General features: G+C 67.1%; 17 protein-coding genes. 3 read left to right on the top strand and 14 right to left on the bottom strand.

Annotation, left to right across the window (positions count from 1 at the left end; translation table 11 throughout):
- Window positions 1-89: 89 nt before the first annotated feature.
- Window positions 90-764 carry a Crp/Fnr family transcriptional regulator gene (locus SR870_RS22645; protein ID WP_322515739.1) on the bottom strand — a complete coding sequence of 225 codons (675 nt, stop codon included), beginning with the start codon at window positions 762-764 and terminating at the stop codon, window positions 90-92.
- Window positions 765-862: 98 nt separating this feature from the next.
- Window positions 863-1,096: a hypothetical protein gene (locus tag SR870_RS22640; RefSeq protein WP_322515738.1), complete on the bottom strand. Its 234-nt coding sequence runs from the start codon at window positions 1,094-1,096 to the stop codon at window positions 863-865.
- A gap of 193 nt (window positions 1,097-1,289) precedes the next feature.
- Here SR870_RS22640 and SR870_RS22635 point away from each other — a divergent pair, with 193 nt between their 5' ends.
- Window positions 1,290-1,430: a hypothetical protein gene (locus tag SR870_RS22635; protein ID WP_322515737.1), complete on the top strand. Its 141-nt coding sequence runs from the start codon at window positions 1,290-1,292 to the stop codon at window positions 1,428-1,430.
- A complete protein-coding gene (cobD, locus tag SR870_RS22630) occupies window positions 1,427-2,461 on the top strand; it encodes a threonine-phosphate decarboxylase CobD (RefSeq protein WP_322515736.1) in 1,035 nt (344 codons plus the stop codon). The genes SR870_RS22635 and cobD overlap by 4 nt, the downstream gene beginning before the upstream one ends.
- Window positions 2,462-2,503: 42 nt before the next feature.
- Here the strand turns inward: cobD and SR870_RS22625 are convergent, their stop codons facing one another.
- From SR870_RS22625 to SR870_RS22590, 8 genes are all read right to left on the bottom strand, one after another.
- Window positions 2,504-2,809 (bottom strand): hypothetical protein, encoded by a 306-nt coding sequence (locus SR870_RS22625; protein ID WP_322515735.1) that lies wholly within the window; start codon window positions 2,807-2,809, stop codon window positions 2,504-2,506.
- A gap of 240 nt (window positions 2,810-3,049) precedes the next feature.
- A complete protein-coding gene (locus SR870_RS22620; protein ID WP_322515734.1) occupies window positions 3,050-4,570 on the bottom strand; it encodes a class I adenylate-forming enzyme family protein in 1,521 nt (506 codons plus the stop codon).
- 153 nt (window positions 4,571-4,723) lie between these two features.
- A complete protein-coding gene (locus SR870_RS22615; protein ID WP_416221110.1) occupies window positions 4,724-5,974 on the bottom strand; it encodes an ABC transporter substrate-binding protein in 1,251 nt (416 codons plus the stop codon).
- Window positions 5,975-6,038: 64 nt separating this feature from the next.
- Window positions 6,039-6,503 carry an Lrp/AsnC family transcriptional regulator gene (locus SR870_RS22610; protein WP_322515732.1) on the bottom strand — a complete coding sequence of 155 codons (465 nt, stop codon included), beginning with the start codon at window positions 6,501-6,503 and terminating at the stop codon, window positions 6,039-6,041.
- Window positions 6,504-6,687: 184 nt separating this feature from the next.
- Window positions 6,688-7,449, bottom strand: a complete 762-nt coding sequence (locus tag SR870_RS22605) for an SDR family NAD(P)-dependent oxidoreductase (protein WP_322515731.1) — start codon at window positions 7,447-7,449, stop codon at window positions 6,688-6,690.
- A gap of 33 nt (window positions 7,450-7,482) precedes the next feature.
- Window positions 7,483-7,893 (bottom strand): PaaI family thioesterase, encoded by a 411-nt coding sequence (locus SR870_RS22600; RefSeq protein ID WP_322515730.1) that lies wholly within the window; start codon window positions 7,891-7,893, stop codon window positions 7,483-7,485.
- Window positions 7,890-8,909, bottom strand: a complete 1,020-nt coding sequence (locus SR870_RS22595; protein WP_322515729.1) for a zinc-binding dehydrogenase — start codon at window positions 8,907-8,909, stop codon at window positions 7,890-7,892. The genes SR870_RS22600 and SR870_RS22595 overlap by 4 nt, the downstream gene beginning before the upstream one ends.
- Before the next feature lie 104 nt (window positions 8,910-9,013).
- Window positions 9,014-9,736, bottom strand: a complete 723-nt coding sequence (locus SR870_RS22590) for an aspartate/glutamate racemase family protein (RefSeq protein ID WP_322518350.1) — start codon at window positions 9,734-9,736, stop codon at window positions 9,014-9,016.
- 489 nt (window positions 9,737-10,225) lie between these two features.
- Here SR870_RS22590 and SR870_RS22585 point away from each other — a divergent pair, with 489 nt between their 5' ends.
- Complete coding sequence (locus SR870_RS22585) at window positions 10,226-11,497, top strand: acyl-CoA dehydrogenase family protein (protein ID WP_322515728.1); 1,272 nt, start codon at window positions 10,226-10,228, stop codon at window positions 11,495-11,497.
- Window positions 11,498-11,687: 190 nt separating this feature from the next.
- Here the strand turns inward: SR870_RS22585 and purU are convergent, their stop codons facing one another.
- The 4 genes from purU to SR870_RS22565 all read right to left on the bottom strand — a co-directional run bounded on the left by purU (window position 11,688) and on the right by SR870_RS22565 (window position 16,426).
- The gene (gene purU, locus SR870_RS22580; RefSeq protein WP_322515727.1) at window positions 11,688-12,551 is read right to left on the bottom strand and encodes a formyltetrahydrofolate deformylase; all 864 of its coding nucleotides are present in this window, start codon (window positions 12,549-12,551) and stop codon (window positions 11,688-11,690) included.
- 65 nt (window positions 12,552-12,616) lie between these two features.
- Complete coding sequence (locus SR870_RS22575; RefSeq protein WP_322515726.1) at window positions 12,617-13,198, bottom strand: hypothetical protein; 582 nt, start codon at window positions 13,196-13,198, stop codon at window positions 12,617-12,619.
- Window positions 13,191-16,154, bottom strand: coding sequence for a sarcosine oxidase subunit alpha family protein (locus tag SR870_RS22570; protein WP_322515725.1), 2,964 nt, complete (start codon window positions 16,152-16,154; stop codon window positions 13,191-13,193). The genes SR870_RS22575 and SR870_RS22570 overlap by 8 nt, the downstream gene beginning before the upstream one ends.
- Complete coding sequence (locus SR870_RS22565) at window positions 16,151-16,426, bottom strand: sarcosine oxidase subunit delta (protein ID WP_322515724.1); 276 nt, start codon at window positions 16,424-16,426, stop codon at window positions 16,151-16,153. Before SR870_RS22565 ends, SR870_RS22570 begins: the two co-directional genes overlap by 4 nt.
- Window positions 16,427-16,428 lie beyond the last annotated feature (2 nt).

The raw sequence follows: 16,428 nt of genomic DNA, 5'->3' as shown, positions 1-16,428 counted from the left end.
AATTCCCCTCGGTTGGTTGAGTGACAATGGACGTGTAAGGGGCGCGGGACACACGGTCTGTGACGAAGTCACCGCCGGCGAATGCGCCTTCAGCGGCCGGCCTGCGCGGCGGCGCGCAGCGGGGCGGCGTTGCGCAATTCGACCCGACCGCGGCCGAGGCTGACCCAGCCGCGGCGTTCGAACGTCTTGAGGTGACGGCTGACGACTTCGCGCGCGGTGCCGATCTCGGCGGCGAGTTGCTGATGCGTGATCGACAGCCCGCGGCTGTCGTCGGCGAGCGCCAGCAGCCGCGCGGCGAGCCGGGAGTCGATCGAGGCGAAAGCGACGTTCTGGATCACCGCCATCAGGTCGGCCATCCGCGCCGCCTGGGCATGGAAGACGAAGCCGCGGAACTCCGCCGACCGCGCCATCAGATCGTTGAAGGTGGCCGCCGGCAGCCCGACCGCTTCGACCGGCGTCTCGGTGACGGCGAAGGCGCTGTAACTATCGGAGGCGAGCAGCGCCAGCGTGGTGAGAATGCAGATACTGCCTGGACCGAGCCGGTACAGCACGATCTCGTTGCCCTCGGCGTCGAGCTGAAACACCCGGACGGTGCCGCCGGTGACCAGAATGAACATATTGCACGGCTGATCCGGCGCGAACACCGTCGCGCCGGCGGGAAGGCTCATCGCCATCGCACCGCCGGTCAGCGGCGCGCGCTCGGCGTCGGGCATTCCGGCCAGAGCCGGGAAACGCTGCAACCAGCCGAGATCTGGCAAGCTCATCGCGACCGCCGTTCACCACACCCTGCTACTCGTATGCCGCATAGCATTCGGCGGGCGTTGATCCTTGTCAACGGGCGGCGGCGGCGAACCGCCGCGGCTCAGCGGCCGGCCGCGACACTTTGCCGACGACCATAGCGCGCGCGCAGCCGCGGCGCGATCAGCCAAGCCAGCGGCGCCGCGAGGACGAAACTGGCGACGACCACAGCGGGGATCAGGTCGAAGGCGTGGCGCGCGAGCGACGGGAACGTCATGACGGTCACGAGGCCGACGCCGAACACGACCGCATTGATCATCATGTAAACCAGCGCCGCGATTTGAAAGCGGATCGACATTGCAAATCTCCTGTTCACGGGTCAAATCCGGACGCGGCGGCTGGTTCCGGGGGAAGTGAGCGGCGTTGCCGCAGGCGAAGGTCGGAACCTTTCGCCGCACGCGAACTGGCGCGCGCCGGCCGGCAAAGTGCTAGATCAGCGGCCCGGCTGCAGAATCCCTCGCCGGCTGAGCCGCAGGACAAGTGAGCGATCGATGGGTTTGGGACTGGAACGGAAGCTGCAACGCTGGCTCGACGATCACAGCCTGCCGGCGATCGTCGCCGCGGTGCTGGGAGTGATCATCACGCTGGCGCTGATTCTGGTGGTCGGCGGCTACTGGCTGGTGACGCCTTGACGGCAGACGCGGCGACGGCGCTGCGCATTCACGGCGGCCGTATCGACGTCGCGGAGAAAGGCTATCCCGACGCACCGCGGCCCTGGATCGATCTGTCGACCGGCATCAATCCGATCGCTTATCCGATCCCGCCGCTGCCGCCGTCGTGGTTCGCGCGGCTGCCGCTGACGAGTGAAATCGACGATCTGTGCGCCGCCGCCGCGGGCGCTTATGGGCTGCCGGACGGCGCCGCGATGCTGCCCGTGCCCGGCAGCGAGATCGCGATCCGGCTGGCGCCGCGCGTGCTGGTGGCTCCAGGGGCGATCGCCTGTGTCGGCATCCTCGCGCCGACCTACGGCTCGCACGCCGCCGCCTGGCGGGCGGCGGGCGCCGAGGTGCAGGAGCTGAGCGCCCTGCCCGATCTGCAAGCACCACTCGATGCCGTGGTGCTGGTCAATCCGAACAACCCGGACGGCCGCCTGATCGCGCAGGATGCGCTGGCGGCGTTTGCGGAGCGCTGGAGCGCGGCCGGCAAGCGCCTCGTGGTCGACGAGGCGTTCGGCGATCTCGCGCCCGAAGCGTCACTGCTGCGCGGCGGACCGCTGCGGCGCGGCGTCGTGGTGCTGCGCTCGCTGGGAAAATTCTTCGGCCTCGCCGGGCTGCGGCTCGGCTTCGTCGCGATGAATGCCGACGAGGCGCAGCGATGGCGCGATCTGCTCGGCGACTGGGCGGCGTCCGGCCCGGCCTGCGCGATCGCGACCATGGCGCTGCGCGACCGCGACTGGATCGAGGCCGCGCGCAGCCGGTTGGCCGAGGATCGCCGCCGGCTCGACGCGACGCTGGCGGCCGCCGAACTCAGGCCGTGCGGCGGCACCGATCTGTTCGGGCTGTATGAGAGCGCGGACGAAAGCGATCTGGTCGACCGCTTCGCGCGCGCGGGCATCCTGATCCGCGGCTTCGCGCACAGCCCGCGACTGTATCGGTTCGGCCTGCCGGGCGATGACGCCGGATGGCAGCGCCTGGCGCAGACCTGCGCGCGACTAGAGAACTGATCGCACCCAGCCCGGACCGCGGCCGTGGCCGCGAGAACGGACTCAGGCGGCCCGGCGCATCGAGGGTTTGCGGACCGGCGGGGCCGGGGCGCGGGCGACGGCCTTGGCGGCGCGGCGGTCGAAGGCGTCGCCGCAGGTCAGCAGCACCAGGCCGGACAGGCCGGCCGCGGATCCGATCAGCCCGAGCGTGATCAGCAGCGGATAGCCGATGAAATAGATCCCGCCGATCAGCAGCACCACGATGTTGAAGGCGAAGAAATACTTGGCTTCGGGCGTGCCGTGGACGGCATCCTTCACCAGCCAGCCGATCACCGGCACATTATAGAACATCCGAACCACGGCACTCATCTCCATGCTCCTGCGGTTACGCGTCGATCCGGCCGGGTCAGCGGCGGCCGCGGCGGGACACCGCCCATCCGCTTTCGCCTTTCAATCCCAACTTTCGGCCCATCACTTGAGCGCAGTGCAGCAAATGTCAATCTGCCAAGCTGTCCCTTCGTAGTGAAACGAAGTCGCGTACCTTAGCCGGGTAAGGCACCGGGTGCCTAAATACCGCCTTCGGTCCGTATTCCTCGGCCGCAGCGGTAATCACCCCCGCTCGCCGGCCGCGCGGCGCTTTGCGGCGATCTGCTCGGCTTCCTCGGTCAGAACGCGCCGGTCCGGCTTGTTGGTCGCCGACAGCGGAATCGCGGCGCGGAATTCGACGAAGCGCGGGTGGGCGAAGGCCGGGCCGTTGTCGATGGTGAATTTCCGGACCGCGGCCTCGTCGATCGCGGCGCCGTCCTGCTTCACCACGAAGGCGAACGGCAGCGTGCCCTTGATCTCGTCCGGCACCGGCACCACCGCGGCCTGATGCACGCCCGGCATCCGCTCGACCAGCTTTTCGACCTCGCCGGGCCAGACGTTCTCGCCGCCGACCACGAACATGTCGTCGGCGCGGCCGAGGAAATGGAAAAAGCCGTTTTCGTCGCGTCGCATGATGTCGCCGGAACGATACCAGCCGTCGCGCATCACTTCGGCGGTCTTGTCGGGCCGGTTGTTGTAGCCCTCCATCAGCATCGGATTCTTCATGTAGAGCACGCCCTCGTCGGGCGAGGCGCCCTCGCGCAATTCGGCGAGCGCGCCCTCGGTCGGATAGCCGACCGCCGTATCCGGGCGCGGCAGGCCGTCGGGATGCGGGCCGAACACACCGGGGCCGGCCTCGGTGGTGCCGTAGGCGTTGCTGATCGCGGCGCCGGGGAAGATGCCGCGCACCTTCTCGACCAGCGGCTTGGTCAGCGGCGCCGAGCCCATCATCACATTGGTCACCGAGGAGAAGTCGAGCGTCTTGATCAGATCCTGCTCGCGCGCCATCATCGCCAGCATGGTCGGCACCGAGGTCAGCCAGGTGACGCGATATTGCGCGATCGCCTGGGCGTAGCGCCGGGCGTCGAACGACGGCAGCAGCACCATCGAGGCGCCGGCATGCAGCGCGGTCTTGGCGCTGATCGTCGCGTTCATGTGGAACATCGGGGCTGCGACGATGTAGCGATGCTGCGAGCGGTCGCCGGCGCGCGCCGCGGTGTCGAGCGCCCACATCTGCGATTCGTGCGACAGCAGCACGCCTTTCGGCATGCCGGTCGACCCCGAGGTGTAGAGGATGGTCGCGACCTCGCGGCCGACCGGTTCGACCGCGACGAACGGGCCGGGATCGAGCAGCGCGGCATAACCGTCCGGCGCGTCGAAATCGATGCCGAGCACGCCGGCCGGCACCATCGCGGCGCGGTCGTGGTCGTGAAACACCGCGCGCAGATCGGCGTCCCCGACGATGTAGTCGACCGTCTCGCGCGCCAGCTTGAACGAGATCGGCACCGCGACCAGGCCCGCCCGCATGATGCCGAGATAGGCCGCGATCATCGGCGCGGAATTCAGCGACAGGATGCCGACGCGGTCGCCGCGCTTCAGGCCGCGGCCGAGCAGCCCGCGCGCCACCGCATCGCAGGCGGCATCGAGCGCGGCGTAAGTGATCTCCTGCGGCCGCTCCTGATCGCGCAGATCGAAGATCGCGACCTTGTCGGGGTCGGCCGACGGATCGAAACAGCAGCCGAGATTGCGGGACGGCCAGGACATGAGGGACTCCAGAGAGACTTCATCGAAGTGCAATGAGGTCGTCATGCCCGGCCTTGTGCCGGGCATCCACGTCCTTTGGGCGCAATCCGCGCTAAAGACGTGGATGGCCGGGTCAAGCCCGGCCATGACGACGTTTGGGTGCGTAGCGACCGCTTACTTCTTGACCAGCGGGCAGGCGCTTTCCGACAGCGGGCGGAAGGCCTGGTCGCCGGGGATGGTTTCGAGGATGTTGTAGAAGTCCCACGGGCCCTTGGAGTCCGCCGGCTTCTTCACTTCGGCGAGATACATGTCGTGCACCATGCGGCCGTCGATCCGGATCTTGCCGCCCTTGGCGAAGAAATCGTCGATCGGCGTCTCGCGCATCTTGGCCATCACGGTCTGGGCGTCGAGCGTGCCGGCGGCGGCGACCGCCTTCAGATAGTGCATGGTCGAGGAATAGTCGCCGGCCTGGGTCGAGGTCGGCATCTTGCCGAACTTCTCCTGGAACCGCTTGGCGAAGGCGCGGGTCTCGTCGTTGAGGTCCCAGTACCAGGCCTCGGTCAGCAGCAGCCCTTGCGCGTTGGCGAGGCCGAGCGCGCGGGTGTCATTGAGGTTGATGGCCAGCCCGACCACCTGCTGCTTGCCGTCGCGGCCGATGCCGAATTCGGCCGCCGACTTGATGGCGTTGATGGTGTCGGCGCCGCCATTGGCGAGCGCGATCACGTCCGCGCCGGAGCTCTGCGCCTGCAGCAGGAACGACGAGAAGTCGCTGGTGTTGATCGGATGCTTGATGTCCGACACCACCTTGCCGCCGGCCGCCTCGACGAAGCGGCGGCTGTCATTGGCGAGCTGGTGGCCGTAGGCGAAGTCGGCCTGCAGGATCGCCCATTTCTTCTTGCCGCGCTTGACCACCGCATTGGCAGTGCCGCGCGCCAGCGCATAGGTGTCCCAGGTGTAGTGGATGCTGTTGGGCGTGCACTTCTCGTTGGTGATCACCGAAGTCGAGGCGCCGTTGACGATGGCGATACGATCCTTGGTCTTGGTCAGCTCCATGACGCCGAGCGCGACCGAGGAATTCATCAGATCGGCGAGCATCGCCACGTTCTTCTCGTCGATCCATTCGCGCGCCAGCGACACGGCGACGTCGGCCTTGTTCTGGTGATCGGCGGACAGCACCTCGATCGGACGGCCGAGCACCTTGCCGCCGAAATCGTCGACCGCCATCTTCACCGCCGTGACCGCGCCCGGACCGGAGATGTCCGCGAACAGGCCCGACATGTCGGTCAGCACGCCGATCCGCACCGGCGACGAATCGGCCTGCTGCGCCGTCGCGGCGCCGATGCCGAGCCCCGAGACGGCGATCCCCGCGCAGAGCGCGAGCGTCGCCAGTCGCCTGGTCGCAGTCGTTCGATAGATAGCCATCATGTTCTCTCCAATCCGCCGATCGTTGCCGTGGTTCAACTGTTCACCTCTTCTGTCGCGTTCGGACTCACACCTTCGCGTAGTTGAGCGGAAGCGCGGTGGAGTATTTGATCGTCTCCATCGCGAAGCTCGAACTGACGTCGAACAATTCGGCGGCGCTGATCAGCCGCTTGTAGACGTTGTCGTAGGCCGCCACGTCGGGCACCACGATGCGCAGCAGATAGTCGACCTCGCCGCTCATCCGGTAGAATTCGGTGACCTCCGGGATCTTGGCGATCTCGCGGGCGAACGAGGTCATCCATTTGCTGTGATGCCGGCTGGTCTTCAGCGTGACGAACACCGTCACCGGCACGTTGACCATGACGGCGTCGAGCAGCGCGACCCGGCGGCGGATGATCTTCTTCTCGATCAGCGCCTGGATCCGTCGCCAGCACGGCGAGGTCGACAGCCCCGCCTTCTCCGCCACCGCCGCGACCGGCATCATGGCGTCTTCCTGCAAGCACCCGAGTATCTTCAGATCGATCCGGTCCATTACCCACCTGCCTTCGACGCGGAGCCCGCGCCCTGTCTACAGGAGAGGCGCGGCGACGCGAAAGACGACGAGGCGCCGCTTTGTAATGTTTGGACCACACGTGCTGTCGCGCGCGCCGCGGATGGAAGATTGTTCCGGCCCGACCCCGGCATCGCAGAACACCCCTCGCGGCCGGTCGGGCATCTCATAGGCGCTGACCGCCGCTGGCTTCGATGGTCTCGCCGGTGATCCAGCCGCCGTCCTTCGAGGCGAGGAAGGCGACGATCGGCGCGATGTCGTCCGGGCCCGCGATGCGGCCGAGCGCGATGCTGTCGCGGAGCGCGGTGGCGCGCTGCGGATCGGACGCGGCAGGGTTGAGATCGGTCGCCGTCGCGCCCGGCAGCACCGCATTCACGGTGATGCCGCGCGGGCCGAGATGCGCCGCGAGGATGCGGCTCAGCGTCGACAGCGCCGCCTTGGTCGGCGCGTAGACCGGCATATTGGGAAACGACAGCCGCGCCGCCATCGACGAGATGTTGATGATGCGGCCGCCATCGGCCAGCACCGGCAGCAGCTTCTGGATCAGGAAGAACGGTGACTTGAAGTTGACCTGCAGCATCCGGTCGAAATCGGCTTCGGTGACCTGTTCGATGGTCTTGCGGTCATCGATGCCGGCATTGTTGACGAGGATGTCGAGGACCGGCGGATCGCGCCGGCTGCGCAGCTCGGCGATCAGCGCTTCGGCGAGCTGCGCCGCGCCGTCGGCAGCGGCGAGATCGGCGGCGATCAGGAAGCCGTCGCCGCCGGCGCCGCGAATCTCGTCGAGCGCCTCGGCGGCCTTGTCGCGCTCGGCGCGATAATGCAGGCCGACGACGGCGCCGTCCTGCGCCAGCCGGACAGCGATCGCGCGCCCGATGCCGCGGCTGGCGCCGGTGACGAGAGCGATCCTGTCGGCGAGCGGCTTCATCGCGATGGCGGCTCCGGTGCGACTCTCATCGATTCAAATCGCATAGGTGGCGCGCCCGATCGCGATCAGCGCGCCCTTCTCGTCGTGGACGTCGACGTCGGCGACGCCGACGGTGCGGCCGAGCCGGCGCACCCGGCCGGTCGAGATCAGCGCGGTGTCGATCGCGGGGCGGAAATAGTCGACGCGGAAATTGATCGTGGGCAGGCCGCGGCCGACGAACATCACCAGCGCGTAATCGCCGACGGTGTCGATGATCGAGGCGATCGGGCCGCCGTGCCATTGCTTGGTGCCGGGCTCGCGCTCGAATTCCGGCCGCATCGGCGACCGCATCACGATCTCCTGCTTCGCCGCATCGAGCGACGTCACCGTGAGACCGAGAAACGCAATGAACGGCGACGCCTGCAGCATCGCCTCGATCTGGGCCTGGTCGAGGGGCTCGCTCATGGCGTCACCACGACTTTGCCGAACACGGTGCGGTCTTCCAGCATCGCCAGCGCGTCCGCCGCCTGCTCCAGCGGGAAGGCCTTATCGACTTTCGCGGTCAATGTTCCCGACGACAGCAGCGCGAACAGCTTCTCGATGTCGTCGCGCTCCCAGCCGTTGGAGCCGCGGACCTGCAATTCGAACGTCCAGATCACCCGCAGATCCTCGGCCGGATCGTAGCCCGCGGTGGCGCCGCAGGTCAGGATGCGGCCGCCGAGCTTCAGCGTGCGCAGCGACTTCACCCAGGTGTCGCCGCCGGTGAAGTTGACGACGACGTCGACGCCGCCGTTCTCCGACCCGCCGCCGCCGACTCGCGCCGGCCGGCCGTGACGCTCGCGAACCACCTTCATGAAGTCTTCCTGCGTGTAGAGGATGACTTCGTCGGCGCCGAGCTCTTTCAGGCGCTCGCCTTTCTCGGCCGAGCCGGCGCAGGCGATCACATAGGCGCCGGCGATCTTGGCGAGCTGCACGCAGCACACGCCGACGCCGCCGGAGGCGCCGAGGATCAGCACCTTCTCGCCGGCCTTGACCTGGCCGTTGGTGGTCATCATGCGGTGCGCGGTGCCGTAGGCGACCGGCAATGCAGCCGCCTGTTCGAAGCTGACATTGTCGGGGATGCGGACGAGCTGATGCGCGCGCGCCTTGCACAGTTCGGCGAGGCCACCGTTCATGGTCTCGCCCATCAGCCCGCCTTCGACGCGGTTGAGCGGATCGACCAGCACGCGGTCGCCGGCCTTCCAGCCGTCGACGCCTTCGCCGACCTTCACGATCTCGCCGGCGACGTCGAGCCCCATGATCACCGGCAGCGGGATCTTGATGCCCGGCATGCCGCGACGGGTGAAAATATCGTGATAGTTGAGAGAGGTCGCGCGCACGCGCAGCAGGACGTCGCCGGGTCCGATGTCGGGGTCGGGAAAGTTAGGATCGTAAGTGAGCTTGTCGAGCCCCCCGTGTTCCCGCAGGACCATTGCGCGCATTCTCTGACGTCTCCCTCTGAGGCTTTTCGAGCGAACCGGAAGCCGGTTCGCGCGTCGAAATCAAGTATCCGGGCTCCGGTTCCGACTGGATCAGAACCGCGGCTCTAGGCTGCGTCGGCGCGGCCGAGCGGCCCGTCGCCGAGCGCGAAATCGACGGCCGCATCGGCGTGCAGCAGCGTCGAATCGTAAGCCGGTAGATCAATGTTCTCCGGCTGGATCAAGAGGCCGATCTCGGTGCAGCCGAGAATCACGCTGTCGGCGCCCGCGGCACGTCCGCGCGCGATGATCTCCATGTAGCGCTCCCGCGAGGCGTCGCGAATGATGCCGCAGCACAGTTCGCCGAAGATGATGTCGTGCACGGCGGTGCGGTCGTCGGCCTCGGGCACCAGCGTTTCGATGCCGTGGCGGCGGCGCATCCGCTCGCGATAGAACTCGTGTTCCATGGTGTAGCGGGTGGCGAGCAGCAGCGGCTTGCGGGCGCCGGCCTGCTTCAATTCCTGCGCGCAGATGTCGATGATGTTCAGGAGCGGGATCTCGATCGCGCTCTGCACCGCATCGGCGAGCTTGTGCATGGTGTTGGTGCAGATCAGCACGCAATCGGCGCCGGCGGCCTGCAATTCCCGCGCGATCTTCTGCAGCACGCGCGTCGCGCCGTCCCAGTCGCCCGCGGTCTGCATCGCGACGATGGTGTCGAAATCGACCGAGCGCATCAGGATCTCGGCGGAATGCAGCCCGCCGCGCGCCTTGCGCACCTGTTCGTTGAGCCGGCGATAATACACCGCCGTGCTCTCCCAGCTCATGCCGCCAATCAGGCCGATCGTCTTCATCATCCGTCCTCGCGCAAATGTCGCAATGATCGCCCGGCGGAATATCCACGTTGCGCGCCGCAGGGCTCGTCATCGAAGCTGCAACGAATCTAGCATCGGACGGCGATGAACGGTTTTCGTTGTGACGAAGCGAGCATCGGCAGATTAGAAATGGATGCCTTTGAATCAGACAAATTGGTATGAAATTCTAATTTTGCCAACCGATCACACTCCTATTCTTTTGAGATCCTCAATTTTGGAATTCTCCGTCATGGCCGGGCTTGTCCCGGCCATCCACGCTCTTGATCACATCGACGCTGTTGAGGCGTGGATTCCCGGGACGAGCCCGGGCATGACGCGCGGAGAGATGCTGCCCGTTTGCTATCGCGCTCCTGCAATGCGGGCCTTCGACACGGCCTTCGACAACGCCGCGCGTTCGTGCCTATAAAGGGTCCTCAACCATCCAGTCAGGATGGGGAAACGCGATGATCACATCGGGAGGACGATACGATGGAATTGGCCTATGTGCCCCGCCAGACCCCCTACACCCTTGCACCCGAAGACGAACTGAACGATCTGCGGATGTCGGAGAAGGTCCGGCCGCTGTACGACCACGTCAAGAAGTTCATTGCCGAAACCGTCGAGCCGATGTCGCACGAATTCGAGGCGGCCGGCGAAGGCAACCCGAACCGCTGGTCGTTCACCGACAAGCAGCTCGAAATTCTCGGCAAGGCCAAGAACAAGGCGAAGGAAGTCGGCCTCTGGAACTTCTTCCTGCCCGACGCCGACACCGGTGAAGGCCTGAAGAATCTCGACTACGCCTATATCGCGGCCGAACTCGGCAAGGCGCCGCTCGCTTCCGAAGTGATGAACTGCTCGGCGCCCGACACCGGCAACATGGAAGTGCTGGAACGCGTCGGCACGCCGGCCCAGAAGGAGAAGTGGCTGAAGCCCCTGCTGAACGGCGAGATCCGCTCGGCCTATGTGATGACCGAGCCGAACGTCGCCTCCTCCGACGCCAAGAACGTCTCGACCTCGGCCAAGCTCGACGGCGACGAGTGGGTGATCAACGGCGAGAAGTACTACATCTCCGGGCTCGGCGACCCGCGCTGCAAGATCATGATCGTGATGGTCAAGACCGACCCGACCGCAGCGCCCAGCAAGCAGCAGTCGCAGATCCTGGTGCCGGTCGACACCCCCGGCGTCGAAGTGATCGGCCCGATGCACGTGTTCGGCCACGACCACGCGCCGCGTGGCCACATGCACATGCGCTTCAACAATGTGCGGGTGCCGAAGGAGAACATCCTGCTCGGCGAGGGCCGCGGCTTCGAGATCTCGCAGCTCCGGCTCGGCCCCGGCCGCATCCATCACTGCATGCGCACCATCGGCAAGGCCGAGAAGGCGCTCGACATGATGGTCGCGCGCGGCCTCACCCGCGAAGCCTTCGGCCAGAAGATCGCGCATCTCGGCGGCAATCTGCAGATCATCGCGCAGGCCCGCTGCGAGATCGAGGCGATGCGGCTGATGGTGCTGAAGGCCGCCAAGGCGATGGACGTGCTCGGCAACAAGGAAGCCCGCGTCTGGGTCAGCATGGTCAAGGCCATGGTGCCCGAGCGCGCCTGCAAGATCATCGACCAGGCGATCCAGATGCACGGAGCCACCGGCATCTCGCAATGGACCCCACTGGCCGAGATGTACACCGACGTCCGCCACCTCCGCTTCGCCGACGGTCCGGATGAAGTGCACTGGATGGTGGTGGGGCGGCACGAGCTGAAGCTGTAAGGCAGGCCTTCTTACTGATAGACGCGGTCGCTCGACTGTTACCACGTCATCCTGAGGCGCCCGTCGTAGCGCGCAACGCGCGGTACGACGGGCCTCGAAGGATGGGCCGCAGGCACGGATGCGCTACCCGTCGCCGCATCCTTCGAGGCGCGCAAGGGCGCGCACCTCAGGATGACGACTCAGAGTTTTCTCAATCCTTGAACACCACCGTCTTCGTGCCGTTGACGATGACGCGGCCGTCGATGTGCCAGGTGATGGCGCGGGCGAGGACGCGGCGTTCGATTTCGCGGCCCTTGCGCACCAGATCCTCGACGCAATTGTGATGGCTGATGCGCTCGACGTCCTGCTCGATGATCGGGCCTTCGTCGAGATCGGGCGTGACGTAATGCGCGGTGGCGCCGATCAGCTTGACGCCGCGTTCGAACGCCTGGTGATACGGCCGCGCCCCCTTGAAGCCCGGCAAAAACGAATGATGGATGTTGATGCAGCGACCGGCGAGCTTGGCGCACAGCCCGTCCGACAGCACCTGCATGTAGCGCGCCAGCACGACGAGGTCGGTGTTGGCGGCGCGGATCAGTTCCCAGACCTGCGCCTCCTGCTCCATCTTGGTCGGCTTGGTGACCGGCAGATAGTGGAACGGAATGCCGTCGAGATCGAGATGCGCGTAGGTCTCGCGCGGATGGTTGGCGATGATGCCTGCGATGTCCATCGCGATCTCGCCGCTGCGCCAGCGATACAACAGATCGGCGAGGCAATGATCGAATTTCGACACCAGGATCATCACCCGCTGCTTCTCGCTGAGGCTGCGCATCGTCCAATTGATGCCGAACTCGTCGGCGACGGGCTCGAAGGCGGCCTCGAGCGCCGCAATGCTGGCGTCCGGCTTCAGCATCGCGAACCGCATCCGCATGAAGAACAGATGCGTCTCGGCATCGTTGAACTGATGCGCCTCGACGACATTGCAGCCGGCGTCGAACAGCGCCTTGGCGACGGCTGCGACGATTCCCGGCTGGTCGCGGCAGGACAGCGACAGCACGACATTGGTGTGAGGCATCGGAAGATACTCCATGCGGAAGCGCGCGGGGAATCCGCGTCGAATTCAGAACAGAACGAGAGGCTTCAACCTCGATCGGGCGCGACCGCGAGGCCGCCGGCGGCCGCGGAGGTGTCGAGCCAGTGCAGAAATCCGCCGACCAGGCTGCGCGCGACCGCGACCGCAAAGCCGCCGTCGCCTGTCGCCCAGATCGTCGCGCCGATGTGATGCACGCTGGTCACCGCGCAATCGTCGGCGGCGAAGGCCGCGCAATCGATCTGAAAGCCTTTTTCGAGCAGCGTCGGCAGCGCCGGGCCGGACAGGCGCAGCATCGCCAGCCCGTCGGACTGATCGACCACGGACGCCAGTCCGTCGAGCTGCGCCCCGAGCACCGCGACGAAACCGAGCTCCGGCCGCTGCGAGATCGCCAGCCATCTGCCCGGGCCGATGCCGAGAAACGTCACGCTGGCGGCGCTGACCCGCTTGGGCCGATCGCACAGCGCGATGCCGTATGAACGTTGCACGGCCGCGCCCAGCTCGGCGATCCTGCCCTTGCGCGCCATCACCGTGGCGATGCCGCGGCGTTCGATCGGCGTGGCGACCACGCCGTCGCCGCTGCCGCGGGGGGCGAGCGCTCGCCAGGGGCTCTGATACATCAGCTCAGCCACGCAGCCGCACTCCTTCCGGATCGACAAACACCGGCGACACGATCTCGGCTTCGAAATCATGCGACCGGATCGGATCGAACACACGAATGCGTTCGCCGATCCGCTCCGGCCCGCGCGACAGCAGCGCCAGCGCGATCCAGTGGCCGAGCGACGGACTGAACGCCGACGACGTCACGAAGCCCTGATCGGTCTCGGGCGCGGGCGTTACGCCCGGCGCGAACAGATGCGCGCCGTTGCGCAGGCGGTCGTTGCGGTCGACCGGCCGCAGCCCGACCAGTGTCGGCCGCGCCGGATCGATCAGCGCGGGCCGGCCCGCCATCACCCGGCCGATGAAGTCTTTCTTGGTCGACATCATCCGGCCTAGGCCGAGATCGCGCGCCACCGTCTGGCCGTTGAGTTCGTTGCCGGCAGCATGGCCCTTCTCGATCCGCATCACGCCGAGCGCCTCGGTGCCGTAGGGCACCACGCCGAGGCCTTCGCCCGCCGTCATCAGCGCGCGCATCAGCGCATCGCCATAGCCCGCCGGCACTGCGATCTCGTAGGCGCGCTCGCCGGAGAACGAGATCCGGAACAGCCGCGCCGGCACATCGCCGAGGCGGAATTCGCCGCACGCCATATAGGGAAACGCCGTGTCCGACAGATCGACGCCCGGCCCGAACAGATTCTGCAGAAGCGCGCGGGACTGAGGCCCGGCGACCGCGACCTGCGCCCACTGCTCGGTCACCGACACCATCTGCACGTCGAGTTCGGGCCACAGCACCTGATGGCAGAATTCGAGATGCTGCATCACCTTCACGGCGTTCGCCGTGGTGGTCGACATCACGTAGTGATCCTCGGCGAGCCGCGCGGTGGTGCCGTCGTCCATCACGAAGCCGTCCTCGCGCAGCATCACGCCGTAGCGCACCTTGCCGACTGCGAGCGTGGAGAAGGTGTTGATATAGACGCGATCGAGAAACACGCCGACATCGGCGCCGCACAGCGCGATCTTGCCAAGCGTGGAGACGTCGCAGATGCCGACGCGGCTTCGCACCTCGGTCACTTCGCGCGACACGCTTTGCAGCCATTCAGTTTCGCCGGGCTGCGCGAACCATTGCGCGCGCAGCCACTGCCCGGTCTCGACGAAGGACGCGCCCTGTTGGGCGGACCAGTCATGGGTCGACGTCAGCCGCGTCGGCTTGAAATGCTTGCCGGTGCTGAGGCCGCCGAACGCGCCGATCGCGACCGGGACCTGCGGCGGCCGGGCGCGCGTAGTGCCGGCGGCGGCGATGCCACGTTCGGTCAGCGCCGCCATGATGGCGAGGCCGTTGACGTTGGAGGTCTTGCCCTGATCGGTCGCCATGCCGAGCGTAGTGTAGCGCTTGAGATGTTCGACCGAGCGGAAGCCCTCGCGCGCCGAAATCTCGATATCATCCGCCGTGACGTCGTTCTGCAGATCGACGAACGCCTTGCCGCGGACACCCGCGACCTGCCACAGCGGCGTCACCGCGAAGGCTTCGTCGCTGGCACGATAGATCGGCTGCGCTGCGCCGGCATGGCCGCAGCGCGAGGCTGCGTCTAGGCCCCAGCGCGCGCCATCGTCCAGCGACTGCGCCAGCGTGAAGCGGCCGGCGGCGGCACCCGCGATGGTCATCGCCTTCGGCGCGCCGGCGGCGAGAAACGCCGAGGTCTCGGGATTCCATTCGCCCTTGCCGCCGAGATGGGTGGCGAGCGCGATGTTCGGATTCCAGCCGCCCGACACCGCGAGCAGATCGGCGCCGAGCTTGTGCCGTCGGTCATTTGCGTCGACGAATTCGACGGCGCGGAGCGACTTGCCGCCGATCGCGTCGGTGACCGACGCGCCGAGATGCACCGGCGCGTTGCCGGCGAGCGCGCGGACGGAAGCAGCGACGTCGCGGCGCGGATCGATCACGGCCGCGACCTCGACGCCAGCACGCAGCAGATCAGCCGCGCTGCGCCAGCCGTCGTCGCTGGTCGTGAACACCACCGCGCGCTGTCCCGGCGCTGCGGCGAAGCGGTTGACGTAGCTGCGCACAGCCGAGGCCAGCATCACGCCAGGGCGGTCGTTGCCGCCGAACACGATCGGCCGCTCGGTCGCGCCGGTCGCCAGCAGCGACTCCCGCGCGACGATCTTCCACAACCGCTGCCGCGGCGTGAACGCAGGCGGCACCGGCAGATGATCGGCGACGCGCTCGATCACGCCGAACTCATCGTCATAGATCCCGAACACGCTGGCGCGGCGCAGGATGCGGACGTTGCCGAGCGAGGCGAGTTCGGTTTCCGCCAGCCGCGCCCATTCCGTGCCGGGCATGCCGTCGATCTCGCAGAGCTCGGACAGCAACCGGCCGCCGAGCCCGAAATCTTCCTCGACGAGGATCACCCGCGCGCCGGCGCGGCCAGCGGCCAGCGCCGCGGCGAGCCCGCTCGGCCCCGCGCCGATGATCAGCAGGTCGCAGAACGCGGTGGCCTTCTCGTATGTATCCGGATCGGGCTCGCCGCTGAGGCGGCCGAGGCCGGCGGAGCGGCGGATCAGCGGCTCGTACAGCTTTTCCCAGAACGACGCCGGCCACATGAAGGTCTTGTAGTAGAACCCCGCGACGATCAGCGGCGACGCGAACTGATGCACCGCGCGCAGATCGAAGGCGAGCGACGGCCAGCGGTTCTGGCTGTGCGCTTCGAGGCCGTCGTAGAGTTCGACCGTGGTCGCCTTGGTGTTGGGCTCGCGCCGCGCGCCGCTGCGCAGCTCGACCAACGCGTTGGGCTCTTCGGAGCCAGCGGAGAAAATGCCGCGCGGCCGGTGATATTTGAACGAGCGGCCGACGAGACGGGTGCCGCTCGCGACCAGCGCCGAGGCCAGCGTGTCGCCGGCGAAGCCGGTCATCGCCGTGCCGTCGAAGGAAAATCGCAGCGGCTTGTCGCGATCGATCAGGCCGCCTGTGAGGCGTGCGGGCGCGCTCATGCCACAGGCTCCTTCGCCGCGAGCGCGACGTCGAGGATCTCGTGCGTCGAGGGATTGCGCCTCACCACCAGCCAGCTCCGGCAGCCGGCGCCGTGATACCAGAGCCCGCGGTGCGGCCCCGCGGGGTTGTCGCGCAGATAGACGTAGTCGAAGAACGCCGCTTCGACGCTGCTTGCGTCGCCCGACGGATCGGGCCGCTGCGGCGCCGCGTCGCCGAGATAGCTGAATTCGGAGACGTCACGCGAACCGCAATACGGGCAGGGAATTCTCATCG

The organism is Rhodopseudomonas palustris, assembly GCF_034479375.1.
GTDB lineage: Bacteria > Pseudomonadota > Alphaproteobacteria > Rhizobiales > Xanthobacteraceae > Rhodopseudomonas > Rhodopseudomonas palustris_M.
Note: the sequence above shows the minus strand (reverse complement) of the source record. Positions and strands in the feature narration are given on the sequence as shown.

Coding starts and splice junctions, on each gene's coding strand:
- SR870_RS22635 (WP_322515737.1), top strand. CDS start 1,290: ATGGGTTTGGGACTGGAACGGAAGCTGCAACGCTGGCTCGACGATCAC.
- SR870_RS22615 (WP_416221110.1), bottom strand. CDS start 5,974: ATGATGGCTATCTATCGAACGACTGCGACCAGGCGACTGGCGACGCTC.
- SR870_RS22570 (WP_322515725.1), bottom strand. CDS start 16,154: ATGAGCGCGCCCGCACGCCTCACAGGCGGCCTGATCGATCGCGACAAG.
- SR870_RS22645 (WP_322515739.1), bottom strand. CDS start 764: ATGAGCTTGCCAGATCTCGGCTGGTTGCAGCGTTTCCCGGCTCTGGCC.
- SR870_RS22605 (WP_322515731.1), bottom strand. CDS start 7,449: ATGAAGCCGCTCGCCGACAGGATCGCTCTCGTCACCGGCGCCAGCCGC.
- SR870_RS22610 (WP_322515732.1), bottom strand. CDS start 6,503: ATGGACCGGATCGATCTGAAGATACTCGGGTGCTTGCAGGAAGACGCC.
- SR870_RS22565 (WP_322515724.1), bottom strand. CDS start 16,426: ATGAGAATTCCCTGCCCGTATTGCGGTTCGCGTGACGTCTCCGAATTC.
- SR870_RS22625 (WP_322515735.1), bottom strand. CDS start 2,809: ATGAGTGCCGTGGTTCGGATGTTCTATAATGTGCCGGTGATCGGCTGG.
- SR870_RS22600 (WP_322515730.1), bottom strand. CDS start 7,893: ATGAGCGAGCCCCTCGACCAGGCCCAGATCGAGGCGATGCTGCAGGCG.
- SR870_RS22640 (WP_322515738.1), bottom strand. CDS start 1,096: ATGTCGATCCGCTTTCAAATCGCGGCGCTGGTTTACATGATGATCAAT.
- purU (WP_322515727.1), bottom strand. CDS start 12,551: ATGCCTCACACCAATGTCGTGCTGTCGCTGTCCTGCCGCGACCAGCCG.
- SR870_RS22595 (WP_322515729.1), bottom strand. CDS start 8,909: ATGCGCGCAATGGTCCTGCGGGAACACGGGGGGCTCGACAAGCTCACT.
- SR870_RS22585 (WP_322515728.1), top strand. CDS start 10,226: ATGGAATTGGCCTATGTGCCCCGCCAGACCCCCTACACCCTTGCACCC.
- SR870_RS22590 (WP_322518350.1), bottom strand. CDS start 9,736: ATGAAGACGATCGGCCTGATTGGCGGCATGAGCTGGGAGAGCACGGCG.
- SR870_RS22620 (WP_322515734.1), bottom strand. CDS start 4,570: ATGTCCTGGCCGTCCCGCAATCTCGGCTGCTGTTTCGATCCGTCGGCC.